This window comes from Arthrobacter sp. L77 (genome assembly GCF_000816565.1).
Classification (GTDB): Bacteria; Actinomycetota; Actinomycetes; order Actinomycetales; family Micrococcaceae; genus Arthrobacter_D; species Arthrobacter_D antioxidans.
This window is the reverse complement of record NZ_JWSU01000006.1, coordinates 475,338-500,042: the sequence shown is the minus strand read 5'-3', so window position 1 is coordinate 500,042 and position 24,705 is coordinate 475,338. Positions and strand designations below refer to the sequence as shown.

22 protein-coding genes are annotated in these 24,705 nt (G+C 71.8%); 16 read left to right on the top strand and 6 right to left on the bottom strand.

Annotation, left to right across the window (positions count from 1 at the left end; all coding sequences use genetic code 11):
- Positions 1 to 16: 16 nt before the first annotated feature.
- From mihF to RY94_RS12475, 6 genes are read left to right on the top strand one after another with little or no spacing between them, the layout of a single operon-like run.
- Complete coding sequence (gene mihF / locus RY94_RS12500; protein WP_043445530.1) at positions 17 to 355, top strand: integration host factor, actinobacterial type; 339 nt, start codon at positions 17 to 19, stop codon at positions 353 to 355.
- A gap of 10 nt (positions 356 to 365) precedes the next feature.
- Positions 366 to 935, top strand: a complete 570-nt coding sequence (gene gmk, locus RY94_RS12495) for a guanylate kinase (protein WP_043445527.1) — start codon at positions 366 to 368, stop codon at positions 933 to 935.
- Between the two features lie 46 nt (positions 936 to 981).
- Complete coding sequence (gene rpoZ / locus RY94_RS12490) at positions 982 to 1,242, top strand: DNA-directed RNA polymerase subunit omega (protein ID WP_043445516.1); 261 nt, start codon at positions 982 to 984, stop codon at positions 1,240 to 1,242.
- Between the two features lie 28 nt (positions 1,243 to 1,270).
- Complete coding sequence (coaBC, locus tag RY94_RS12485) at positions 1,271 to 2,485, top strand: bifunctional phosphopantothenoylcysteine decarboxylase/phosphopantothenate--cysteine ligase CoaBC (RefSeq protein WP_043445513.1); 1,215 nt, start codon at positions 1,271 to 1,273, stop codon at positions 2,483 to 2,485.
- Between the two features lie 50 nt (positions 2,486 to 2,535).
- Positions 2,536 to 3,747, top strand: coding sequence for a methionine adenosyltransferase (metK, locus tag RY94_RS12480; protein ID WP_043445510.1), 1,212 nt, complete (start codon positions 2,536 to 2,538; stop codon positions 3,745 to 3,747).
- Between the two features lie 25 nt (positions 3,748 to 3,772).
- Entirely contained in the window at positions 3,773 to 6,064 is a 2,292-nt protein-coding gene (locus RY94_RS12475; protein WP_197060672.1) for a primosomal protein N', read from the top strand.
- Here the strand turns inward: RY94_RS12475 and RY94_RS12470 are convergent.
- Complete coding sequence (locus RY94_RS12470; RefSeq protein WP_082046323.1) at positions 5,985 to 6,734, bottom strand: DUF2306 domain-containing protein; 750 nt, start codon at positions 6,732 to 6,734, stop codon at positions 5,985 to 5,987. The genes RY94_RS12475 and RY94_RS12470 overlap by 80 nt on opposite strands.
- A 205-nt stretch (positions 6,735 to 6,939) precedes the next feature.
- Here RY94_RS12470 and RY94_RS12465 point away from each other — a divergent pair, with 205 nt between their 5' ends.
- Positions 6,940 to 7,638: a TetR/AcrR family transcriptional regulator C-terminal domain-containing protein gene (locus RY94_RS12465; protein ID WP_231554521.1), complete on the top strand. Its 699-nt coding sequence runs from the start codon at positions 6,940 to 6,942 to the stop codon at positions 7,636 to 7,638.
- A 17-nt stretch (positions 7,639 to 7,655) separates the two neighbouring features.
- Here RY94_RS12465 and RY94_RS12460 read toward each other — a convergent pair whose 3' ends face one another.
- From RY94_RS12460 to RY94_RS12445, 4 genes are read right to left on the bottom strand one after another with little or no spacing between them, the layout of a single operon-like run.
- A complete protein-coding gene (locus RY94_RS12460) occupies positions 7,656 to 7,937 on the bottom strand; it encodes a hypothetical protein (RefSeq protein WP_043445507.1) in 282 nt (93 codons plus the stop codon).
- The gene (locus RY94_RS12455) at positions 7,934 to 9,070 is read right to left on the bottom strand and encodes a glycosyltransferase family 4 protein (protein ID WP_052274317.1); all 1,137 of its coding nucleotides are present in this window, start codon (positions 9,068 to 9,070) and stop codon (positions 7,934 to 7,936) included. Before RY94_RS12455 ends, RY94_RS12460 begins: the two co-directional genes overlap by 4 nt.
- Complete coding sequence (locus tag RY94_RS12450) at positions 9,067 to 9,939, bottom strand: alpha/beta fold hydrolase (protein ID WP_043445504.1); 873 nt, start codon at positions 9,937 to 9,939, stop codon at positions 9,067 to 9,069. The genes RY94_RS12455 and RY94_RS12450 overlap by 4 nt, the downstream gene beginning before the upstream one ends.
- Positions 9,939 to 10,763, bottom strand: a complete 825-nt coding sequence (locus RY94_RS12445) for an aldo/keto reductase (RefSeq protein ID WP_197060685.1) — start codon at positions 10,761 to 10,763, stop codon at positions 9,939 to 9,941. Before RY94_RS12445 ends, RY94_RS12450 begins: the two co-directional genes overlap by 1 nt.
- A gap of 138 nt (positions 10,764 to 10,901) precedes the next feature.
- Here RY94_RS12445 and RY94_RS12440 point away from each other — a divergent pair, with 138 nt between their 5' ends.
- Complete coding sequence (locus RY94_RS12440) at positions 10,902 to 11,921, top strand: NAD(P)-dependent alcohol dehydrogenase (protein WP_231554520.1); 1,020 nt, start codon at positions 10,902 to 10,904, stop codon at positions 11,919 to 11,921.
- Positions 11,922 to 11,986: 65 nt separating this feature from the next.
- On the opposite strand, the gene RY94_RS12435 is transcribed toward RY94_RS12440, so the two are convergent.
- Positions 11,987 to 12,988, bottom strand: coding sequence for a sugar-binding transcriptional regulator (locus RY94_RS12435; RefSeq protein WP_052274316.1), 1,002 nt, complete (start codon positions 12,986 to 12,988; stop codon positions 11,987 to 11,989).
- Positions 12,989 to 13,143: 155 nt separating this feature from the next.
- On the opposite strand from RY94_RS12435, the gene RY94_RS12430 reads away from it, so the two are divergent.
- The 8 genes from RY94_RS12430 to RY94_RS18565 all read left to right on the top strand — a co-directional run bounded on the left by RY94_RS12430 (position 13,144) and on the right by RY94_RS18565 (position 24,620).
- On the top strand, positions 13,144 to 14,853 hold the full coding sequence (locus RY94_RS12430) for a glycerol-3-phosphate dehydrogenase/oxidase (RefSeq protein ID WP_043446567.1): 1,710 nt from the start codon (positions 13,144 to 13,146) through the stop codon (positions 14,851 to 14,853).
- A gap of 139 nt (positions 14,854 to 14,992) precedes the next feature.
- Entirely contained in the window at positions 14,993 to 15,736 is a 744-nt protein-coding gene (locus tag RY94_RS12425; RefSeq protein ID WP_043445497.1) for an MIP/aquaporin family protein, read from the top strand.
- Positions 15,737 to 15,805: 69 nt separating this feature from the next.
- Positions 15,806 to 17,323, top strand: a complete 1,518-nt coding sequence (gene glpK / locus RY94_RS12420) for a glycerol kinase GlpK (RefSeq protein ID WP_043445494.1) — start codon at positions 15,806 to 15,808, stop codon at positions 17,321 to 17,323.
- Positions 17,324 to 17,630: 307 nt separating this feature from the next.
- Positions 17,631 to 20,129, top strand: coding sequence for a leucine--tRNA ligase (leuS, locus tag RY94_RS12415; protein ID WP_043445492.1), 2,499 nt, complete (start codon positions 17,631 to 17,633; stop codon positions 20,127 to 20,129).
- 54 nt (positions 20,130 to 20,183) lie between these two features.
- On the top strand, positions 20,184 to 21,053 hold the full coding sequence (locus tag RY94_RS12410) for a DegV family protein (protein WP_052274315.1): 870 nt from the start codon (positions 20,184 to 20,186) through the stop codon (positions 21,051 to 21,053).
- Positions 21,054 to 21,133: 80 nt separating this feature from the next.
- Complete coding sequence (locus RY94_RS12405; protein ID WP_156135167.1) at positions 21,134 to 22,084, top strand: ComEA family DNA-binding protein; 951 nt, start codon at positions 21,134 to 21,136, stop codon at positions 22,082 to 22,084.
- A 23-nt stretch (positions 22,085 to 22,107) separates the two neighbouring features.
- Positions 22,108 to 23,334 carry a ComEC/Rec2 family competence protein gene (locus RY94_RS18570; RefSeq protein WP_442853455.1) on the top strand — a complete coding sequence of 409 codons (1,227 nt, stop codon included), beginning with the start codon at positions 22,108 to 22,110 and terminating at the stop codon, positions 23,332 to 23,334.
- A gap of 29 nt (positions 23,335 to 23,363) precedes the next feature.
- On the top strand, positions 23,364 to 24,620 hold the full coding sequence (locus tag RY94_RS18565; protein WP_052274312.1) for a ComEC/Rec2 family competence protein: 1,257 nt from the start codon (positions 23,364 to 23,366) through the stop codon (positions 24,618 to 24,620).
- The last annotated feature ends 85 nt before the right edge of the window (positions 24,621 to 24,705 follow it).

Here is a 24,705-nt window from a genome sequence, read left to right as displayed (position 1 = left end):
AGCGTAGGGAGCAGCAGTGAGCCTGAAGCCATTGACGGACGACGAACGGACGCGGGCGCGCGAGAAGGCGACGGCGGCGCGTGCGGTACGGGCGGACATCAAGTCCAGGCTGAGGACCGGTAAGCTTTCCGTGGCGGACGTGATCGAGAACCCCGACGGCGACGACGCCGTGGGCCGCCTGAAGGTCTTCGACCTCCTCAAGGCCCTGCCCGGCGTCGGCGACGTGCGAGCGGCCGCCATCATGGCGGAGGTGGGCATCGCGGGGACCCGGCGCGTGCGCGGGCTCGGCATCCATCAGCGCAAGGCCCTCGTCACCTATCTCGAACAACACCAGTCTGGCTCGGCCAGAAAGTAAGGAAGCGGTAGTGTCACAGCCCCGGTTGACAGTCCTGGCCGGCCCGACGGCGGTCGGCAAGGGAACAGTCTCGACCTACATCCGGGACCACTATCCCGAGGTATGGCTCTCCGTGTCCGCGACCACCCGCCCGCCGCGCCCGGGGGAGATCGACGGCGTGCACTACTTCTTCGTCTCCCCGGAGGAATTCGACCGGCTCGTCGCCGAGGAGCAGCTGCTGGAGTGGGCCGTGGTGCACGGCCGCAACCGCTACGGGACGCTGCGGCGGACCGTCCAGGCCGCGATGGACGAGGGCCGGACCGTGCTCCTGGAGATCGACCTCCAGGGGGCGCGCCAGGTGAAGGAGACCATGCCGGAGGCGAATTTCGTGTTCCTCACGCCCCCCAGCTGGGACGAGATGGTGCGTCGGCTCGCGGGGCGCGGCACCGAAACGGCCGAGGAACAGCAGCAGCGGCTGGAAACCGCTAAACTGGAACTTGCCGCCGAGCCGGAATTCAACCACACCGTCGTCAACGACACCGTGGAGCATGCGGCAGACGAGCTCGTATCACTGATGGGACTGCGTCCGCTGGAGCGCTGAAGCGCGCTGATCCGGCCGGTCCCGCCTTATTTTTTTGGAGAACTCTGTGTCAACTCAGCCCGAAGGCATCATCAACCCGCCGATCGATTCTCTGCTGGAGGCCTCGGACTCGAAGTATGCCCTCGTGATCTACGGTGCCAAGCGCGCCCGCCAGATCAACGCGTACTACTCCCAGCTCCACGAGGGCCTCTTCGAGTACGTCGGCCCGCTCGTCGACACCCGCCTGAACGAGAAGCCCCTCTCCATCGCCCTGCGCGAGATCAACGAGGGCATGCTGGTGTCCTCGCCCATGGAACAGTCCGAGTAGTCCCGGCAGCCCCGAGCACGGATAGCCAGTGCGCGTAGTCCTCGGTGTCGGAGGAGGGATCGCGGCCTACAAGGCCGCATCCCTCCTCCGTCTTTTCACGGAGTCCGGCCATGACGTCACGGTCATCCCCACCGACGCCGCCACCCGCTTCGTCGGCACCGCCACATGGGAGGCGCTGTCGGGCCACCCCGTGAGCAACAGCGTCTGGGACGACGTCGACAAGGTGAACCACGTGCGCCTCGGGCACGAGGCCGACCTCGTCGTCGTCGCGCCGGCCACCGCCGACGTCCTGGCCCGGGCCGCCGCCGGGCTCGCGAACGACCTCCTGACGGGCACGCTTCTCATGGCGCACGGCCCCGTGGTCATGGCTCCCGCGATGCACACCGAGATGTGGCAGCACGCGGCGACCCGCGCCAACGTCGAGACCCTCCGCTCGCGCGGCGTCACCGTCCTCGAACCGGCCTCCGGGCGCCTCACCGGAACGGACTCCGGCCCCGGCCGGCTCCCGGAGCCGGCCGACATCTTCGCGGCGGTCATGGCCGTCGTCGCCCGCCCCGGGGACGGCGGCAGCCTGCAGGGCAGGCACGTCACCATCTCCGCGGGCGGCACGCGCGAAGCCCTCGACCCGGTGCGGTTCCTCGGCAACCGGTCCTCCGGCAAGCAGGGGATGGCCCTGGCCGAGGCCGCCCTCGCGCAGGGTGCCCGTGTGACCCTCGTGCTCGCCCACGCCGACGTCGCGCCGCCCGCCGGCTGCGACGTCGTGCGCGTCGACTCCGCCCTCCAGCTGCGGGACGCCGTCCTCGGCGCGCTGCCCACCACGGACGTGCTGATCATGGCCGCCGCCGTCGCGGACTTCCGTCCCGCGGAGGTCGCCGCGGCCAAGATGAAGAAGAGCGACGACGGGACGGACCCGGTGATCACCCTCGTCCGGAATCCCGACGTGCTCCGCGAGGCCGTACTCGCCCGGGACGCCGGCGCGCGGCCGCAGGTCATCGCCGGCTTCGCCGCCGAGACGGGAGACGCCGCGGCCGACCCCCTGACCCACGCCCGCACGAAGCTCGCCCGGAAGGGCTGCGACTTCCTGGTGCTCAACGTCGTCGGCGCGGACCGGGTGTTCGGCAAGGACTCCAACGAGGTCACCATCCTCGACGCCGACGGCAGCGAGCCGGCCGCGGTGCACGGCTCCAAGCGGGTCGTCGCCGACGCCGTGATCGCCCATGCGGCGCGCCTGCTGTCCCGCTGATCCCGCCGGTCCCACGCAGGAACGTCCCTCCGACCAAGTAGAGTGAGCACGTGATTCCTCCCAGCATCGGTTCCCCCCTGCGCCTGTTCACCTCGGAATCGGTGACCGAGGGTCACCCCGACAAGATCTGCGACCAGATCAGCGACGCCATCCTCGACGGCATGCTCGAACAGGACCCGGATTCGCGCGTCGCGGTGGAGACCCTCGTGACCACGGGGCTCGTGCACGTCGCGGGCGAGGTCACCACCGAGGCCTACGTCGAGATCCCCCAGATCGTCCGCGAGACCATCCTCGGCATCGGCTACGACTCCTCGGCCAACGGGTTCGACGGCGCCCGCTGCGGCGTGTCCGTGTCCATCGGGCAGCAGAGCCCCGAGATCGCCTCCGGGGTGTTCACCTCCCTCGAGACCCGGGAGGGGACGGGTGTGGATCCCTACGACGCCCAGGGCGCAGGGGACCAGGGCATCATGTTCGGCTACGCGAGCGACGAGACCTCCGTGCTCATGCCCGCCCCCATCTGGCTCGCGCACCGGCTGTCCGAGCGCCTCACCGCCGTCCGCAAGGACGGCACCCTCCCGTACCTCCGCCCGGACGGCAAGACGCAGGTCACCGTCGGGTACGACGGCGACCGCCCCGTCTCGATCGACTCCGTGGTCGTCTCCTCCCAGCACTCCGCCGAGGTGTCCCTCGAGGAACTGCGCGCCGGCCTCGTCGAGCACGTGGTCACCCCGGTCCTGGCAGCCTCCGAGCTCGACGCGTCGTCGGTCCGCCACATCCTGAACCCCGGTGGGGCCTTCGTGATCGGCGGGCCCGTGGGCGACGCCGGCCTGACCGGACGCAAGATCATCGTCGACACCTACGGCGGCATGGCCCGTCACGGCGGCGGCGCGTTCAGCGGCAAGGACCCGTCGAAGGTGGACCGCTCGGCGGCCTACGCCATGCGGTGGGTCGCGAAGAACGTCGTGGCGGCCGGCCTCGCCCGTCGGGCCGAGATCCAGATCGCCTACGCCATCGGCATGGCCCAGCCCGTGGGCATCTACGTGGAGACCTTCGGCACCGAGACCGTGGATCCGCTGAAGATCGGCGCCGCGATCCGCGAGGTCTTCGACCTCCGCCCGCTCGGCATCATCAACGCCCTCGATCTCAAGCGGCCCATCTACCAGCGCACCGCGGCCCACGGGCACTTCGGTCGCGAGGAGGACGGCTTCACCTGGGAGCGCATCGACCGCGTGGACAAGCTCAGGAGCTACTTCAACGCCTGACACGGGAGGGGGCGGCCGGAACGTCATGACCCACACCACCCGCGTGTCCGACGTGACGGACGGGCAGCTGTCGCTGCTGCACGGCTTCGGGGCTGCCCGGCTGCCGCAGGCCGATCCCGAGCGGGCCTCGTCGCTGCCCATCGCCCGGGTGATCCTGGACGCGCAGCTTCCCCATCTCGACCGGTTCTTCGACTACGCGGTGCCCGCCGCCATGGACGCCGAGGCCCAGCCCGGCGTGCGGGTCAAGGTGCGGTTCGCCGGGCGCGAGCACGCAGGCTTCCTCGCGGAGCGGGTCCAGGAGGCCAGCACGACGGCGACACTCCTGCCGCTCGCGAAGGTCGTCTCCCCCCAGCAGGTCCTCACCCCCGAGGTCCTCGCCCTCGCGACGGCCGTCGCCGCGCGGTCGGTCGGCACCGTGAGCGACGTCCTGCGGTCGGCCGTCCCTCCGCGCATGGCGCGGGTCGAGGCCGAGTTCGACGGCCAGGCCGCGGCGGGGGAGGCCGCGCCGGAGCCCTCGGACGCCGGCGCCGACCCCCTCGATCCCGTCGACCCCGAGGCTGCGGGCATGCTGCCGGTCGCCGTGGGACGGCCTTCCTCCGGCAGCTTCCGGCGCTACCCGAACGGCCTCTCCTACCTGCAGCACCTCCGCTCCGGCGAATCGCCCCGCGCCGTCCTGACGAGCCTCGGCGGGTACGGTCCCACGGCCTGGCACGAGGAGATCGCCGACGCCGTCGCGGCTGCCGCGTCCGCGGGCCGGGGGGCGGTCGTCGTCGTCCCCGACCAGCGGGACCTCGCGCGCATGGAGGCCGCCCTCGTGGCCCGTCTCGGGGCGCCGGCGGTGGCCCGGTTGACGGGCGAGGACGGCGCGACACCGAGGTACCGCAACTTCCTGCGCATCCTCCACGGGTCGGCGACCGTCGCCGTCGGCACGCGGTCCGCCGCCTACGCGCCCGTGCGTGACCTCGGGCTCGTCTGCCTGTGGGACGACGGCGACGACCAGCACGTCGAACAGCGTGCACCGTACCAGCACGTCCGCGACGTGCTGCTGCTGCGCGCGGAGCAGGAGGGAACCGCGATGCTGCTCTCCTCCTTCGGGCGCACCACCGAGGCGCAGCGCCTCGTGGACACCGGCTGGGCGCACGCCATCCAGGCCGACCGCAACGAGGTCCGTCGGTCGGCGCCCCGCGTCATCCACGCCGCCGACGCCTACCAGATGGAGCGGGACCCGCTGGCCGCGCAGGCCCGCATCCCCCACGCCGCCTGGGCCGCGGCGCAGGCGGGGCTGAAGACCGGGCCCGTCCTCCTGCAGGTCGCGCGCACGGGCTTCTCCCCGGCCCTGGCCTGCGACCGGTGCCGCCACGCCGCACGCTGCACGGCCTGCGCGGGGCCGCTGGCCCAACCCGGGCACCACGCACCGCCGGCGTGCCGATGGTGCGGGCGGCCGGACAACCACTGGGCCTGCCCGGAATGCGGTGGCACCCGGATGCGCGCCACCGTCACGGGCGCCACCCGGACCGCCGAGGAGCTGGGACGCGCGTTCCCCGGCGTCCCGGTCATCTCCTCCGCCGGCGAGCACATCGTCGACGACGTCCGGGACGTACCCGCCGTCGTCGTCGCCACCCCGGGGGCCGAACCCGTGGCCGCGGGAGGGTACGCGGCCGTCATCCTCCTCGACGGCAACGCCCTGCTCAACCGCGAATCGATGCGCGCCGGGGAGGACGCGCTGCGCCGCTGGCTCTCCGCGGCGATCCTCGCGCGTCCCGCCACCGCCGGCGGGACCGTGGTGATCACGGGTGACGACGACGTCGCCGTCGGCCACCTCGTCCGCTGGGATCCCGCCGGGGCGGCCTCGCGCGAACTGGCCGAGCGGCACGAGCTCGGGCTTCCGCCGGCCGTCCGGTACGCGGTGCTCACGGGCACCCGGGAGGCCCTCACCCACTTCCTCGACGGGCTGGAGACCGAGGGCGCCGTGCGCGTCGTCGGCCCCGCGCCGGTCCCGCCGGATGTCCGCCGGGAGGCCGTGCTGGCCGCACGGGCCCTCGCCGGCCCGAAGCGCGGCACCGACCGCGGCGCCCCGGCCNCGCACTGGCGGGGCAGGGGAGCCATCGCGTGCTGCTCTTCTTCTCCTACCGGGCGGCCGCCGGCGTCACGAAGGTGCTCCGGGCCCGCCGGGCCGCCCTCTCCGCCCGGCGGACGGGCGAGCCGGTCCACATCAGGCTCGACGCACTCGACGTGCTCTAGCGGGGGACCCGCGGCATCCCGGCGCGCGGTGACCGATGCCCGTCCGTGGATCCGCCGGGAGCCGGGGGAGCCCTGAACCGTGTCCGCCGGCGGATGACGACCTCCGCCACGCCGAGGTTGATCATCCACCCGGCACCCATGAGCAGGGCCCGCAGCGTCACTCCGGGCGGACTGCCGAGGAGCTCCGGGACGATCAGGATCAGGGCCTGGGTGCCCGCGCCGAGACCGATCGCGTAGGCGCGGGTCATCCACGCGCCGTGGGTCCTGGTGTCCCCGCGAACCGCGGCGCGGACGCCGAGCACCAGGCTGAGGACCATCACGGTCCCGAAGAGGAGCCTGAAGGCGAGGAGGAGCCGGCCGTCACCGGGCGGGAGCGCGGAGAAGCAGGCCATCCACAGGCCGGTGAGCGCCGCCACCAGCCCGGCAGGGAAGAGGATCCGGCCGGCGACTCTGTGCAGGCTCCGCCCGCCCCGCCGCAGGGAGGGGAGGAACTGGAAGGCTCCGAGCACTGCGTACAGGGTGGCGCCGAGGATGTGCAGGACGACGGGGACGGGGAACTCGACGAAGCGCGCGTTCCGCTCGGTGACCTCGGCCCCGCCGGCAAGTTCCGCGAGGCGGGCGGCCCCGGCCAGGACGGGGATGAGGCCCAGCAGGATCAGTCCCGCGGGGACCAGCCACGCCGGCCGGTGCGGGGTGGTGCCCTGCGGCCCGGGTGCGGCTTCCTCGGCTCGTCGGGTGCTCGTCACGGCCGTCCTGCCCTTCTGCGCCGTCCTTCTGCGCTGTCCGTCCTGCCGTGCGCCGGTGACCCCGGCCCTGTGTCGGAGGACCGCCGGCCCGGCGTAGAGTGTACGGCGTACACTTCGTGGGCATCAGCGTAGGTGTACGTTGTACACCCGTCAAGGGTCGGTCGGGAACGGGGAGATGATGGCAGGACACAGGACGTCGCCGCGGATGCGGCTGAGCAGGGCCGCGGTACTCACCGCCGCTGTCGCCCTGGCCGACGGGCAGGGCGTGGGTGGCCTGAACATGCGCACACTCGCGGAGGACCTGGGGGTGGTGCCGATGGCGCTCTACAAGCACGTCTCCAGCAAGGAGGACCTGCTCGACGGCATGGTGGACGTGATCGTCGCCGAGATCGATCCGCCGCTCGAGGGGCAGGAGTGGAGGACCACCGTCCGGAGTCGGGTCCTCTCGGCCCGGGCCGTCCTCCAGAGGCACCGCTGGGCACGCCAGGTCCTCGAGACCCGGACCACCCGGACCCCGGCCGTGCTCGCCTACACGGACTCGTTCATCGGCATGTTCCTCGACCGGGGGTTCTCGGTCGATCTGACGCACCACGTCATGCATGCGCTGGGCAGCCGGATGTGGGGCTTCACCCAGGAACTCTTCGATGCTAGGGAGACCCCGGCCGGGGATGCTGCTGTCGACAGTGCGTCAGCAGGCTCGGCTCCCCCCGACGCCGCGCAGCTCGAGGCGATGGCCCGCCGGTTCCCGAACGTCCTCCGGATCGCGAGGGCAGCGGCGCACGACGACGACGGCGTGGTCGGGCGCGGGTGCGATGACCAATACGAGTTCGAATTCGCCCTCGACCTGCTGCTGGACGGCATCGAGGGCCTCCACGCCCGCGGCTGGACGTCGGCGCGGACGTAGCGCGCCGTCCCCGCCGGTCAGGGCGCGAGGCGCCAGCCGTCCGAGTCGATATCCACCAGGAGTGGCGGCCCGCCCGGCAGCCCCCGGCGGCGGAGGGCGAGCACGATGGCGTCGGCCGGCGCGGCGATGGCGAACGTCTCGCCCCGGAACCGGTCCGCCGTCTCCTCGACGACGGCCGACACGTCGCAGGGATCCGCCAGCTCGAGACGGGCGGCGACCCTGTGGCGACCCAGCCAGGGCGGCGGCCCAGCGCCTGCGTCGAGGAGGATCGCCGTGGCGGGGCACTGCAGGTCCGTCATGGGTTGTTTCGTCCGGAGGACGCGCGGGAGGACGCGCGGAAGGGGCGCGGGGTCCGGCGGCGCGTGAACTCTCCGACGGCGCGGCGGCAGGCGTCCCGGAGCTGGTCGGCGGATTCCGCCCACGAGTACGTCGCCGCCCGCTCCAGCCCTGCGCGGGAGGCCTCGGCCCAGCGGACGGGGTCGTCGAGGGACCGGACGGCATCCGCGAGCGCGCCGGGATCGTCGGGGTCCACGAACAGGGCCGCCGTCCCGCCGACCTCGCGGAAGATCGGGATGTCGCTGGCGATCACGGGAGTGCCGGCCGCCATCGCCTCGATGAGCGGGAGGCCGTAGCCCTCGGCCCGGGAGAGGGTCACGAGCGCGGTCGACCCGTCGAGGAGGTCCTCGTACTCGGCGTCGGTGACGCCGTCGTGGAAGACCACGCGCCCCGCCGCGGGGACGAGCGCCTCGAGCTCCGACCGGCGTGCGGGCGAGATCCTGCTCAGCAGGTGCAGTGTGTGCCCTGGGAGGGCCTCCATGGCGCGGACGATCGTCTCGACGTTCTTGTACGGCATGAAGGACCCCATGTAGAGCAGCGACGCCGACCGCGGCGCGGCGGGGTCGCGGCGCCGCCGCGTCGGCTGGGGTGCGTTGCCCACGAGCAGGACGGGCCGCCGGGTCAGCCGGTGGCGGCGCATCAGCTCCGCCGTCGTCGCGGAGATCGTGGCGACGACGTCCGCCCGGTCCAGCAGCAGCCGCTGGGGCCAGTAGGCGAGGTGGTAGAGCCGCCAGAGCGCACGCACCGGCAGCGGCAGGAAGGACGGGGGCGCCGGGTTCTGGTAGTAGATCAGGTCGTGCAGCGTGAGCACCAGGGGGTACCGGCGGCCCCAGGAGCCCATGGTCTGCATCGGGCAGACGACGACGTCGGGCTCCAGCCGGTTGATGCGTGCCGCGACGAACAGCTCCGCGGGGGAGAGCGGGCTGTTGATCAGCACGTGCGGGACCTCCGGGAGGAGGGCGAGCTGGCGGCGGTCGCTGATGAGCATCACGACGTCGTCGGTCGCGGCCAGCGCGGCGATCAGGCTCGCCCCGTACCGGCTGATGCCGTCGTGGTGGTCGGTGCGGGTGAAGCGGGCGTCGAACAGGATCCTCATGCGGGGACGGCCTCCAGGAATCTCCCGATCAGGAGCGCCGCCTCGCGCGGCTTCTCGTAGTGGACGAGGTGGCCGACGGCGGGCAGGATCTCGAGGGTCGACGTCGGGATGAGCGCTGCGAGCTCCCGCTGGCTCTCCACCGACCCGATGTCGTCCTCCGCCGCGGCGACGAGCAGGACGGGCAGCTCCAGCGCACGGGCGTGATCACGGACGGTCCCGGAGATGGAGGCGCGGAAGGCCTCGAGGACCACCCGGCGGCTGGCGAAGGAACTGAAGTAGGCGCGGTGCTGGTCGTGGATCCAGCGGCGGAGCGCCCGGTCCGTCGTCTTGGCCATGAAGACGCTCATGCCGCGGACGATCGCGGGGTGGGAGAGCAGGGCCCGGCCCGCGGCCTCGGGCAGGCGGTCCGCTGCCACGTAGTAGGCCTCCGCGACACGGGACGCGGTGCGGCTCGGTCCCTCGAGGGCGGGGGCGCTGATGGGGTTGACCAGGATCAGGGCCGCCGCGAGGTCCGGCGCGAGTGCCACCGCCTCCGCCGCGACGATCGAGCCGAACGAATGCCCGAGCAGCACACGCGGCCCCGGGGCGAGGCGCCGCGAGCAGTCGGTGATGAAGCGCGCGTAGGCGCTGACGTCGTGCGTACCGGGCAGTTCCTCGCCCTGGCCGAAGCCGGGCAGGTCCGGCAGGAGGACCCGGTGGCGGGGAAGTTCCTCCACGAGGCGCAGCAGCCCGTGGTGGTCGCCGCGGAACCCGTGCACCATGACGATCGGCCGGCCCTGCGGGGCGCCGGGTGCCTCGATCGCCGGGAAGTCCCAGACGCGCTGGAGGGTGCCCTCCCACGCCAGGGTGTGCACGACGGCCTGCCGCATCAGCCCACCCTGTCGGGGTGCGAGCCGAAGCGCTGGTCGCGCTCCAGCGCGTCGAGTGCCGCGACCTGGCCGTCGTCGAGCCGGAACCCGAAGACGTCCAGGTTGGAGCTGATCCGCTCGCGCGAGCTGGCCTTCGGGATGGTCAGGATGCCGTGCTGGAGGTGCCACCGCAGGATCACCTGCGCGGGCGTGCGTCCCAGCTCCTCACCGATCCGGGCGATGACCGGATCGGTGAGGACGTTGCCGCGCCCGAGCGGGCTCCAGGCCTGCGTCGCGATGCCGTGCTGGTCGTGGAAGGAGCGGAGCGCGCGCTGCTGCAGGTAGGGATGCAGTTCGATCTGGTTGAGGACCGGGACCACCCCGGTCTCGGCGAGCAGGCGCTCGAGGTGGGCCTGCTGGAAGTTGGAGACGCCGATGGACCGGACGCGCCCGTCGGCGTGGAGCCGTTCGAGGGCCCGCCAGGAATCGACGTACAGGTCCCTGGACGGGCAGGGCCAGTGGATGAGGTACAGGTCGAGGTACTCGAGGCCCAGCAGCCGCAGGCTGGCGTCGAAGGCCCGGAGGGTGGCGTCGTACCCGTGGTCGTCGTTCCACACCTTGGAGGTGATGAAGAGGTCCTCGCGCTCGCCGGCGTAGGCCCGCGCGGCGGCGCCGACGCCGGCCTCGTTGCCGTACAGGGCCGCCGTGTCGAGGAGCCGGTACCCCGTGTCGAGCGCCGTCGAGCACAGTGCCGCGGTGTCCGCGGGCGGCACCTTGTAGACGCCGTACCCGATGACGTCGATCGAACGGCCATCGGCGAGCGGCGCGCGGGGGACGGAGGAGATCATGGGGGAACTCTACCGAGGCTGCGGGTCCCGTGGAGCCGCGGACGCCTCCGCGCGGGGCGCCGTGTGTCCTGGGGCCGGGGATACGATGTCCCGCAATCGGGACAGTGCACCGTGCGCGGCCCGGAGGAGGCGGTCATGCGGCGATTCCCTGGCAGGCGGGCGACGACGACGACGACGACGGGGACCATGCGCGCCGTCGTGCAGGACGTCTTCGGTGGACCGGACGTGCTGCACCTCGGCGAGGTCCCGGTGCCGGACATCGCCGAGGACGAGGTGCTGGTGCAGGTGCGGGCGGCCGGTGTCGACAGGGGGGTCTGGCACACCATGACCGGCCTGCCCTACCTGGGACGGCTCGCCTTCGGTCTGCGTCGCCCCAGGAATCCCGTCCCCGGCATGGATCTCGCGGGCGTCGTGGTCGCGGTCGGCGCACAGGTCACGCGCTTCGCCGTCGGCGACGACGTCCTCGGCGGCGGGCGGAGCACCTTCGCCGACTACGCCGCCGCCTCGGAGCAGTCCCTCGCGCACAAGCCGGCGGGCCTGTCCTTCACCCAGGCGGCGGCCGTCCCGGTGTCGGCGGTCACGGCCCTGAAGGCGGTGCAGGACCTCGGACGCGTCGCCGAGGGCCAGCAGGTGCTGATCCTCGGCGCCTCCGGCGGTGTCGGCAGTTACGCCGTCCAGCTCGCCAAGGCGGCGGGAGCGCACGTCACAGCCGTCTGCAGCGGCGCGAAGCGCGACTACGTGCTCGCCCTGGGTGCGGACCGCGCCGTCGACTACGAGTCCGGGGACTTCGCGGACGGGCGGGAGGCCTACGACGTGGTCCTCGACATCGGCGGGAACCCCTCGGTGGCGCGCCTCCGCCGATCCCTCACCCGCAGGGGCACCGCGGTCATCGTCGGAGGGGAAGGGGGTGGCCGGTTCACGGGCGGCCTGCACCGGCAGTTCACCGCGCTCGCGCTGTCCCCGTTCGTTCCGCAGAGGCTGACGACGCTGCTGGCCCTCGTCCGGGCGGACAGCCTCGAGCGGCTCCTGCCCCTGATCGACGCCGGCGCGATCGTGCCGAGCATCGACCGGACGTTCGCGCTCGGCGAGGCCGCCCAGGCCCTGGACCGTCTCGCGTCGGGAAAGGTCCGCGGGAAGATCGTCCTCACGCTCTAGCCGGACCGGCCGGGGGGGCGCTCCGCTGCACGGGCGATCGGTGTGTGGTCCGGGCGTGCAGCCGGTCAGGCGTGCAGGAGGCGGCGGGCCGATCCCTCGTCGAGGATGAGGTCCGTCGCCAGGCCCGCGGCAAGGGCGCCGCGCAGGCCGTCGATCTTCGACTCGCCGGAGACCACGCAGATGCGACGCCGGACCCGGCTCAGGGCGTCGAGGTCCGGGCCCGTGCTGCGCCCGTTCAGGAGGATGTCGCGGTGGCTGCCGTCGGCCCTGAAGAACATGGTGGCAACGTCCCCGACCACTTCGTCCCTCTCCAGGGTGTCGAGATCCTCGCGGTCGAGGTACCCGCCGCTGTACACGTGGCTGGGGACCCCCGCACCGATGGAACCGACACCGAAGATCGCCATGGTCATCCGGCGCTGCAGATCGAGGATGCGCCGGACACTGCGCTCGTCCCACATCGCCGTCTTCGTCTCCGCGTGGTCGAAGAACGCGGGCACGGGGAACTGCTCCACGCGTGCCCCGTAGGCCTGCCCGAAGCGGCGCAGGATCTCGCTCGCATACGTGATGCCGGTGGTCTGGGTGTTGCCTGCCCCGTTGAGCTGGACGATCGTGCTGTCATGGGTCTGCTTGCGCGTGAGATGGTGGCTGACCGCGCTGAGCGTCGAGCCCCAGGCCACGCCGATGATCGCGTTGGAGTCGACGAGCGGCCCGATGGTCCTGGCCGCCTGGATCGCCACGCGGTCGAGCACCTCGGAGTCGTTCACGGAATCCGCCACCGGCACCACGTGCGCCTCCACGGCGAAGCGGCGCCGGATCTGCTGCTCCAGTGCGGGCGCCCGCTCGGACGGATTGTTGACCTGGATCTGCACCAGCCCGGTCTCCCGGGCCATCGAGAGGAGCCGTGACACGGTGGACCGCGACGTGCGCAGTTCCCGGGCGATGGCGTTCATGGTCAGGTCCTGCAGGTAGTACATCTGGGCGGCCCTCAGGGCGTCCCGGGACCGGGACCCCGGCGACCGTTCCCGTGCCGGCTCGTCCGCCTCGATGCTGCCCCTCGTCGTCGTCATTCCGTCAGTGTGACCCGGGCTGCACGTTTGTGCAATGCGGTTGACTGCTATTCCCAGTGCTCGAAGAATGAGGAGTGCAGTAACCAATCCCGACATTGACGTTACGGAGTAGTACCTTGAGCATTCCAGCCGACCGGATCAACGGTGAAGGCACGATGACATCGACCCGCAAGGTGGTGCAGGAGCTCCGGGACACCCCCCGGGCAACGGTCCTGATCATCGGTGGCGGCATCAATGGGGTCGGTACGTTCCGCGACCTCGCACTCCAGGGGATCGACGTCGCGCTCGTCGAGCGTGGCGACTACTGCCAGGGCGCATCCGGCGCGTCCTCGCACATGATCCATGGAGGCATCCGGTATCTCGAGAACGGCGAGTTCCGCCTGGTCCAGGAGTCCGTCGTCGAGCGCAACGCACTCATGCGCATCGCGCCCCACTACGTGAAGCCCCTGCAGACCACCATCCCGATCTACACGACGTTCTCGGGGATCCTCTCCGCTCCCATGCGCTTCCTGACGCACCGCCAGGGCAAGCAGGTCGAGCGCGGCGCCGTGCTCATCAAGGCCGGCCTCACCATGTACGACTTCTTCTCGCGCGACGGCGGCAACGTGCCCCGCCACTCGTTCGTCGGCCGCAAGAAGGCCCTCGCCGCGATGCCCGACGTCCGCAAGGACATCAAGTACGCGGCGACCTACTTCGACGCCTCGGTGCACAACCCCGAGCGCCTGACCCTCGACGTCCTGCGCGACGGGAAGCTCGCCAACCCGGGCGCCCGCGCCGCGAACTACGTCAGCGCCATCGGCACGGGCGAGGACGGCGTGCTGCTGCGCGACGAGCTCACCGGCGAGACCTTCTCCTTCCAGGCCGACGTCGTCGTCAACGCCACCGGCGCGTGGACCGACGGGACCAACGCCGCCCTCGGCACGGAGACCCGCTTCATGGGCGGCACCAAGGGCTCGCACATCGTGCTGGACCACCCTGAGCTGCTCAGGGCCTGCAACGGCACCGAGATCTTCTTCGAACACGTGGACGGGCGGATCGTCCTGATCTACCCCATGGGCGATCGCGTCCTGGTCGGTACCACGGACATCGACGTGGACGTCAACGAGCAGGCCGTGTGCACCGACGAGGAGATCGACTACTTCTTCGAGCTGATCGGGCACGTCTTCCCGGACATCAAGGTCTCCAACGAGGACATCGTCTACAGCTTCTCGGGTGTGCGCCCCCTGCCGCGGCATGACGAGACGCAGCCCGGTTTCGTCTCGCGGGACTACCGCATCGAGAAGCGCGAGGAGAAGCTCGGCGGCCGGAAGGTCACGACGCTGAGCCTCGTCGGCGGCAAGTGGACCACGTTCCGCGCACTGTCGGAGCACCTCACCGACGAGACCCTGGCCGCCCTCGGCGCCACGCGCAAGACCTCGACGGCGGGTGTGGCGATCGGCGGAGGCCTGGACTTCCCGACCGACGAGGCCGCCGAGCGGGCCTGGGTCAGGAAGGCCGTGCGCCCCGGAGTCGACGAAGCCCGCGTGGAGGTGCTGCTGACCCGCTACGGGACACGGGCCACGGACGTCATCGAATACGTGACGGCGGGCCCCGACAGGGTGTTCAATTCCACGAAGGAGCTGAGCACGCGCGAACTCGCCTACATGGTGGAGAACGAGCAGATCGGCCACCTGATCGACGTCCTGATCCGCCGTACATCGCTCGCCTTCCGGGGACTCGTCACCGGGGAGCTGCTCGCGGAACTCGCCGACACCCTGGCGCCCCTGCTCGGATGGGACGCAGCGCGATCGGCATCCGAGATCAAGCTCGCCGAGAAGGTCCTCGCGGACGCGCACCGGGTGCACCTCAAGAACCTGACTCCGTAGCGGCACCCGCCGCATCGGGGTCGAACCGCAGCTTCCAGCAGCGGTGCAGTGCCAACGGCAGTGGTTGCCGGGGGGAAGCGAACGGGTGCCGTCGAGGCGGCGGCACCCTTCGACAAGTGAATAGACAAAGGAGTCAAAGATGTCTCTGGACGTGTTCGTAGCCGAAGCATTCGGCACATTCATGCTGTTGTTGCTCGGTACCGGGGTGGTCGCGAATGTGGCGCTCGCCCGGACCAAGGGCAATAACGGCGGTTTTCTCATGGTCAACTTCGGGTGGGGGCTCGCCGTCTTCGCCGGCGTCTACGTCGCCGCGCTGTCCGGCGCCCACCTGAACTTCGCCGTCACAATGGGCCTCTGGGTCAATTCCGACGTCGCCGAGTTCGCCCCCGGCGTCGACAAGGACTTCGTCAACGCCATGGGCTACCTCGCCGCCCAGATGCTCGGCTCCATCCTCGGCGCCGTGTTCTGCTGGCTCGCCTACAAGCAGCACTTCGACGAGGAGCCCGAGCCCGCCAACAAGCTCGGCGTCTTCTCGACCGGTCCCGCCATCCGGAACTACGGCTGGAACCTCGTCACCGAGATCATCGGCACCTTCGTCCTCGTGTTCGTGATCCTGTCCTTCGGCAGCACCCCGTCCGGTCTCGGCCCGCTCGCCGTCGCGCTCCTGGTCGTCGGCATCGGCGCCTCGCTCGGTGGTCCCACGGGCTACGCCATCAACCCGAACCGCGACCTCGGCCCCCGTATCGCCCACGCCCTGCTGCCCATCAAGGGCAAGGGCGGCAGCGACTGGGGCTACGCGTGGGTCCCGGTCGTCGGGCCGATCATCGGCGGCGTCCTCGCAGGCATCGTCATCCAGTACGTCTCTTTCCCGCCCGCAGCCTAGGGAGCATCGCCTCGGGCGGCCCCAGGGCCGCCCGCTTCTCCACGTCGTCATCCAATGAAGGAGTAAGACATGTCGCAGCAGTACGTCATCGCCATCGACCAGGGCACCACCTCCAGCAGGGCCATCGTGTTCGACCACAAGGGCGATATCGTGTCCTCCGGCCAGAAGGAGCACGAGCAGATCTTCCCGAAGGCCGGCTGGGTGGAGCACGACCCCGCCGAGATCTGGAACAACACCCGCGAGGTCATCGGCAACGCGTTGGCGAAGGCCAACCTCACTCGGCACGACATCGCCGCCGTCGGCATCACCAACCAGCGTGAGACCGCCGTCGTCTGGGACAGGACCACCGGCCAGGCCGTGTACAACGCCATCGTCTGGCAGGACACACGGACACAGAACATCGTCGACGAGCTCGCCCAGGACGGCGGCGTCGAGCGCTACAAGGCGAAGGTCGGGCTCCCGCTCGCCACCTACTTCTCCGGCACCAAGATCAAGTGGATCCTCGACAACGTCGAGGGTGCGCGTGCGAAGGCCGAGGCGGGCGACCTCCTGTTCGGCAACACGGACTCCTGGGTCACCTGGAACCTCACGGGCGGCACCGACGGCGGCGTGCACATCACCGACGTCACCAACGCCTCCCGCACGCTGTTCATGGACCTCGAGACGCTGTCCTGGGACGAGTCCATCCTCGCCGACTTCGGGGTCCCGCGCTCGATGATGCCCGAGATCAAGTCCTCCTCGGAGGTCTACGGCACCGTCCACACATCGCAGCTCCTCCGCGAGGTGCCGGTCGCCGGTATCCTCGGCGACCAGCAGGCCGCCACGTTCGGCCAGGCCGCCTTCGAGAAGGGCGGTGCGAAGAACACCTACGGCACCGGCAACTTCATGATCGTCAACACCGGCGAGGAGATCGTCCACTCGAAGAACGGCCTGCTGACGACCGTCTGCTACAAGCTCGGGGACGCCAAGCCGGTCTACGCGCTCGAAGGGTCGATCGCCGTCACCGGTTCGCTGATCCAGTGGCTCCGGGACAATCTCGGCATCATCAAGAGTGCGCCCGAGGTGGAGCAGCTCGCGACGACGGTCGAGGACAACGGCGGCGTCTACATCGTCCCCGCGTTCTCCGGCCTCTTCGCACCGTACTGGCGTTCCGATGCCCGCGGCGCGATCGTCGGCCTGACCCGCTTCGTGAACAAGGGTCACATCGCCCGTGCCGCGCTCGAGGCGACCGCTTTCCAGACCCGCGAGGTGCTGGATGCGGCCAACGCCGACTCCGGGGTGAACATGGAGGACCTCAGGGTCGACGGCGGCATGGTCGCCAATGACGCCCTGATGCAGTTCCAGGCCGACATCCTCGGCATCCCGGTCATCCGTCCGAAGGTCACGGAGACCACGGCCCTCGGCGCCGCCTACGCCGCGGGCCTCGCCGTCGGCTTCTGGAAGGACACCGACGAGCTCGCGACCAACTGGGCCGAGGACAAGCGCTGGAATCCGGCGATGGACGACGCCGAGCGCGACCGTCAGCTCCGCATGTGGAAGAAGGCCGTCACGAAGACCTTCGACTGGGTCGACGAGGACGTGCGCTAGCACGGGTCGATCGAGGGGATCCCCGATCCGTCGTCCGACGGATCGGGGATCCCCTCTCCATGCGGTACCGCGGCCGGACACCGTCCCGCCCGCACTGCTAAAGTGAGGGCATGCTGCGCACCATGCTCCTTACGTAGCCGTACGGTTTCCGCCGTGCGGCCAGCCCCTCCCGTCTGCGAGGGGCTTTTGTGTGTCCGGCGCAGGGACCGTCCCCGTCGCCGCCCGCGGCCGCCGGGGCGCAGCACGAGCCGAACAGCGGCGCATCACCGCAGAACCACGTTCCACCGACAGGACAGGCCAACATACAGTGAGCAGCAACCCCGAGGTCGCCCGGCCGGACGACAGCACCTACGATTTCACGGCCATCGAGGCGAAGTGGCCGGCGGTCTGGGACAGGCTCCGGGCGTTCGCCCCGGCCGACGACGGGTCGCGCGAGCGGCGCTACGTGCTGGACATGTTCCCCTACCCGTCGGGCGACCTGCACATGGGCCACGCCGAGGCATTCGCCATGGGCGACGTCGCGGCGCGCTTCTACCGGCAGAAGGGCTTCGACGTCCTGCACCCGATCGGCTGGGACTCGTTCGGTCTCCCAGCCGAGAACGCGGCGATCAAGCGCAACGCGCACCCCGCCGAGTGGACGTACGCGAACATCGAGACCCAGGCGAACTCCTTCCGTCGCTATGCGATCAGCGCGGACTGGGACCGCCGGCTGCACACCTCGGACCCGGAGTACTACCGCTGGACGCAGTGGCTGTTCGTGCGGTTCTTCCAGAAGGGCCTGGCATACCGCAGGGACTCGCCGGTGAACTGGTGCCCGAAGGACCAGACGGTGCTGGCGAACGAGCAGGTCATCAACGGCGCCTGTGACCGCTGCGGGACCCTGGTCACCAAGAAGAGCCTGAACCAGTGGTACTTCAAGATCACGGACTACGCGGACCGCCTGCTCGACGACATGGACCAGCTCAAGGGCCACTGGCCGGAGCGCGTGCTCGCCATGCAGCGCAACTGGATCGGCCGGTCCGAGGGGGCCCACGTCCGCTTCCGGATCGGGGCCGACGGCGACCTTCCGGACACCGACGTCGCCGTCTTCACGACGCGACCCGACACCCTGTACGGGGCAACCTTCTTCGTCGTCGCGGCGGACGCCGACCTGGCGCTCGAGCTGGTCACCCCGGAGCACCGCGCCGCCCTCGACGCGTACCGCGAGCAGGTCAAGGGGCTCTCGGAGATCGAGCGGCAGGCCACCGAGCGGGAGAAGACGGGCGTCTTCACCGGACGGTACGCCGTCAACCCCCTCAACGGAGAGAAGCTGCCCGTGTGGGCTGCGGACTACGTGCTGGCCGACTACGGCACCGGCGCGATCATGGCCGTCCCCGCACACGACCAGCGCGACCTCGACTTCGCCCGGACCTTCGACCTGCCCGTCCGCACCGTCGTCGACACCGGCGCCGAGGACGCCGCTGCCACCGGGATCGCGACGACGGGCGAGGGGACCCTCGTCAACTCGGGGGAGCTGACCGGCCTGGACAAGGCGACCGCCATCCGCCGCGCCGTCGAACTGATCGAGGCGCAGGGCACCGGCGAGCACACCATCAACTACCGGCTGCGCGACTGGCTGCTGTCGCGGCAGCGCTTCTGGGGCACGCCCATCCCGATCATCCACTGCCCCACCTGCGGAGAGGTCCCCGTCCCCGACGAGCAGCTGCCGGTCACGCTGCCCGAGGGGCTCCGGGGCGAGTCCCTGGCCCCGAAGGGCACCTCGCCGCTGGCCGCCGTCGAGGAGTGGGTCGACGTGGCATGCCCGTCCTGCGGAGGCGCCGCGAGGCGGGACACCGACACCATGGACACCTTCGTGGACTCGTCCTGGTACTACCTGCGCTTCATCGACCCGCACCTGGACACCGCGCCGTTCGACTCCGAGGCCGTCAACCGCTGGCTGCCGGTGGGACAGTACGTGGGCGGCGTCGAGCACGCCATCCTCCACCTGCTCTACAGCCGGTTCTTCACCAAGGTCCTGTTCGACCTGGGCATGGTCTCCTTCACGGAACCCTTCAGCGCGCTGCTCAACCAGGGCCAGGTGCTCAACGGCGGCAAGGCGATGAGCAAGTCCCTCGGCAACGGCGTGGATCTCGGCGAGCAGCTGGACCGCTTCGGTGTCGACGCCGTCCGCCTCACCATGGTGTTCGCCTCGCCGCCGGAGGACGACGTCGACTGGGCGGACGTCTCGCCGTCGGGCTCCGCGAAGTTCCTGGCCCGCGCGTGGCGGCTCGGCGGCGACGTGACGAGCGCCGTCGGCGCGGACCCGTCGGCGGGTGACCGGGCGCTGCGCTCCGTGACCCACCGGACGGTCGCCGACGCCTCCGAGCTGATGGAGGCCAACAAGTTCAACGTCGTCATCGCCAAGCTGATGGAACTCGTCAACGCGACGAGGAAGGCGATCGACTCCGGGGTGGGCGGCGGCGATCCGGCCGTCCGCGAGGCGGCGGAGGCCGTCGCCGTCATCCTCGGACTCTTCGCGCCCTACACGGCCGAGGACCTGTGGGAGCGGCTCGGGCACGAGGCGACCGTGGCCACGGCGGGTTGGCCCGTCGTCGACCCGGGCCTGCTGACGCAGGACTCCGTCGTCGCCGTCGTGCAGGTCCAGGGCAAGGTGCGCGACCGCCTCACGGTCTCGCCGGACATCGACGAGGACGCCCTCCGCGAGCTGGCGCTGGCCAGCGAGCAGGTGCAGCGTGTCCTGGACGGCCGCGGCGTTCGGACGGTCATCGTGCGCGCGCCCAAGCTGGTCAACATCGTCCCTGCCTGATGGGGTCCCGATGAGCCGGGCATCGATGGACGGCGGATCGGACGGCGGCGTGCCGTGCGCATAGCCGTCGTCACCGATTCCGCCGCGGGTTTCCCGCCCGGCTGGCGCCTGCCCGGGGCGCCCGCCGAGGGGATCGAGGTGGTCCCGATGCCGGTGCTCGTGGGTGACGAGATCCTCACCGGCGAGTACGACGACGTCACCGCGCCGCTGATGATGGCCCTCGCCGCCGGGGCGGACGTGCGCACCTCGCGGCCGTCGCCCGGTCAGTTCGACAGGCTGTACGGTCGGCTCGAGCAGGACGGCTACGACGGCATCGTCTCCGTGCACCTCTCGGGGCTGCTGTCCGGGACGGTGGACGCGGCGCGGCTCGCGGCCTCCCGGGCGGTGCTCCCCGTCGAGGTCATCGACACGCGGACGGCCGCCATGGCGCAGGGCCGGGCCGCCCTCGCCGCCCTCGGGGCCGCCCGCCGGGGTGGGGACCTGCAGGCCTCGGCGGCCGCCGCCGCCATCGCGGCGCGCGGGTCGGCGCTCTACTTCTACGTCCCGAACCTCGAGCAGCTCCGGCGTGGGGGACGGATCTCCAGCGCCGCCGGCTGGCTCGGGACGCTGCTCTCCGTCCGGGTGATCCTCCATGTACTGGGCGGGCGCCTGGTGCCGCTGGAACGGATGCGCTCGGCCGTCCGGGGCATCCAGCGGCTGCAGGAGCTGGCCGAGGCGGACGTCGCGCGCCGGGGCGGGGGAACGCTGCTGACCGTGCACCACTTCGGCAACGAGGAGGAGGCCGCATCCCTCGCCGGGCGGCTCGAGCTCTCCGTCGGGGCGGGGCAGGTCTCCCTGGCCCCCTGCCCCGCTGTGCTCGCCGCCCATGCCGGCCTCGGCGTCGTGGCCGTCACGGTCAGTGGGGAGCAGACCGGCCCCGCCTGAGGGCGGCGGGACCTGCCGGAGATGTCCACATAGCCGCATCGGCCCTGGGGCGCCGACCGCCCCCTTCCTAGGGTGGCTGCATGGGAAAGCACCGATGGCCGACAGCCGGGGACGCCGGGGCGCCGCCGCGCCGCACCCTCCCGCCTGACGGGCCCGACGGCGATGCCGGAGATGGTCATAGCCCCGTGAACGGGGACGACGGCGAACCTCCCCACCCCGGGGGTGTCCAGTGGCGCGTCGCGCGCTCGGCCGCGCTCGTGTTCCTCGGCGTCGCGCTGGCGGTCGGAGCGGCGCTGTTCCTCGTCCGGAGCTCGGAGCCGTCGGCCGCCGCGGTATCGGTGCAGCTCGACGCCCGTCCCACGGGTCCAGACGGTGACGGTGCGTCGGATTCCGGCTCCCGTTCGACCGCGGGGGGTACGGGTGGTGCTGATCGAAACGCTGCGGAGGAGGATCCAAGCCGGGCTGAGGGCTCCTCGTCCGACGGAAGCTCGCTCCAGGGCGGCCGGGGCGGGCCGGCTGCGGTGGCCGGGACGGGCGCAGGGGAGGGTCCGGTGATCGTGTACGTCACCGGGGCGGTGGCGACCCCCGGCGTCATCACGGTTCCTGCCGGCACCCGCCTCGTCGAGATCATCGAGCGCGCGGGCGGCGCCCTCCCGGAGGCCGACCTCGAAGGGATCAATCTCGCCGGCATCCCGACCGATGGCCAGCACATCCATCTCCTGGCGGTGGGCGAGGAGCCGCGCCCCGGCGTGGGGGAGCCGCCCGTGCCCGCGCCGGCGTCCGGACCGGGACCCCGGACCGGTCCGGAGGCCGGCGGCGCCGACGGTGCGTCGCCGGGGATCATCGATATCAACACCGCCACGCTGGCGCAGATCGAGACGCTCCCAGGGGTGGGGCCCGTCCTCGGGCAGCGGATCATCGACTGGCGGGACGAGCACGGCCCCTTCGCCCAGGCCGCCGACGTCGACGCCGTGCCCGGCATCGGTCCCGCGCTGCTCGAGGGGATGCTGCCCCTCGTCACGGTCCGGTGAGCGGGGCGACCCTGCCCGCTGCCATGAGCTCCGGCGGCGGATCGGGGCGGGACCGGTCTCGCGGCGCCGTGTCGGACCATGCCGTGTCGGAGGGGCGGCGCCCGCCGCGCTGGAGCGGCGATCTCAGGCTCGTGCCCTCCGCAGCGGCCGCGTGGACAGCCGCCGCGGCCGCCGTCCACGGCGGAGCGACGGGCGCGACGGCGGCCGGCCTGCTCGCNGGCCTCGTCATCGGGTGCGTGCTCCTCCTGGCGCCTCGCGGGCGGGCGCCCACGAGGGTGGTGGTCTCGGCACAGGCCCTCGCCCCGGCCGCCGCGCTGGCGCTCGTCCTGCTGGCCGCGGGCGGCAGCCTCGCCCGGGCCGAATCCGGACCGGTCGACCGCGCGGTGCGGGCCGGGATGCCGTTCACCGCGATCCTGCGGATCTCGGGCGAGCCGACGCTCCTGCCGCCCGGTGCTTTCGGTGGCGGCGACCGCTATCTGGTGGACGCCGACGTGATCGGGGGCGTCCTTCAGGGACGACGCTTCGCTGCCACGACGCCGGTCGTGGTCCTTGCCCCGCAGCGGTGGGGCGGCATGGGGACCGGAGACACGGTGCGCGTGCTCGGGACCGCGAAGCCGCCCGACCGTCTCGGCAGGGCGAGGGCCGTCTTCCTGCCCGCGAGTGCACCGAGTGTCGACGAGGCGGGCGGGTGGCTGGGCTACACCGATGGGCTGAGGGCACGCTTCCGGGAGCTCTCGCTGCGCGACGGCCGCGACGGAGGACTGCTCCCGGGGATGGCACTCGGTGACAGGGAGGGCCTGGACCCCGGTCTGGGGGATGCCATGAGGACGACCGGCCTGACGCACCTGACGGCCGTGAGCGGGGCGAACTGCTCCTACGTCGTGGCCTTCGCCTTCCTGGCCCTGCGTCTCGTGCGCGCCCCGCGGCTGCCGTCGGCCGTCGGCGCCCTGATCGCCCTCGTGGGCTTCGTGCTGCTGGTACGGCCCGAACCGAGTGTCCTCCGCGCAGCGGTGATGGGCGCCATCGGTGTCGCGGCCGTCCTGTCCGGGCGCGGCAGGGTGTCGCTGACCCTCCTGATGCTGTCCGTCATCGTCCTGCTCGCAGCGGACCCCTGGCTGTCCGTGTCCTACGCCTTCGTGCTGTCGGTCGCCGCGACCCTGGGCCTCGTCACCGCCGGACCCCGGGTGTCGGAGACCCTCCAGCGGGTGATGCCGCGACCCGCCGCCCAGAGCTGCTGGCGATCCCGCTGACGGCGCAGCTGTTCTGCACGCCCGTCCTCGTGCTGATCCAGCCCACGCTCCCGCTGTACTCACTGCCCGCGAACGTCCTCGCATCACCCGTGGTCCCCGCGATCACCCTGCTGGGCATGCTCGCCGTCCTGGCGCTCGTCGGCGCACCGGCCCTGGCGCCGCCGCTGATCGGCTCCGCCCAGTGGGGTACGCGGTGGGTGGCCGGCGTGGCGGAGATGCTGTCCACCGGCCCGGGCGCGGCGGTGCCGTGGCTCCCGGGGGTACCCGGAGCAGCCGCCGCGGCGCTGGTGTCGCTGGCGGTCCTGCTGATCCTGGCAGGGCGGGCACCGGCCGTTGCCGCCCGGGGAAGCACCGTCGTCCGCCGGCGACGTTCGTCCCTCGCGGACGGCTCTCCGGGACCGCGGCCCGTGGCTCCCGCACGGGCCCGCCGCCGGCGGACGGCGGCGGTCGTCCTCACGGTCCTGGTCCTGTGCCTGGTCGCCGCTGCCGTCGTCCGCGTGAGGGCGGGACCCGCGGCGGCGGAGTGGGACCTGGCGATGTGCGACGTCGGCCAGGGGGACGGCATGGTGCTGGAGACGACGCCCGGCCACGCACTGGTCGTCGATGCCGGACCCGACCCGGATGCCATGGACCGCTGCCTGGACGCCCTGCGTGTGGAGGTGATCGATGCCCTCGTCATCACCCACCTGCACGACGACCACTACGGCGGCGTCGAGGGCGTCGTCCGCGGACGGACCCTCTCCGCCCTCTACTACTCCAGCGGCGAGGACGGCCTTCCGCCGGCGGTGACCCGGGCAGCGGCCGCGAGCGGCGTCGCCCCGGAGCGGCTGGACGCCACGACGACCCTCGACCTCGCCCCGCTCCGGGTCGACGTCCTCTGGCCCACGACGACGGCGGACCTGACCGAGGAGAACAACGCGAGCGCCGTGCTGGAGGTGGAGGTCCCGGCCCCCGACCGTCCGATCAGGATCCTGCTGACCGGCGACCTCGAGGAGGACGCCGCCGCGGCGCTGCTCGGCGTCGATGCCGGCCTCGCGGACAGGGGGGTCGACATCCTCAAGATCGCCCACCATGGCGCGAGGAACGGGGGCACGGCGCTGATCGACGCGCTCGGCCCGCGACTGGCGCTCATCTCGGCCGGTCAGGACAACGAGTACGGTCATCCGCATCCGGGCATCCTCGACGCGCTCCGCCGGGCAGGGATCGTGGCGGCCCGGACGGACGAACTGGGGTCCTTCACGGTGGACGTCGTCGGCGCGACCGTCGAGGTCCGCCCGCTCCGATGACGCTTCCCGGACCGGGAGGACGGCGACTTTGAGGCGCGTCGGCGCCGTGCAACAGTAGGAGGTGTTTCGACGGAAGGAACCCCGC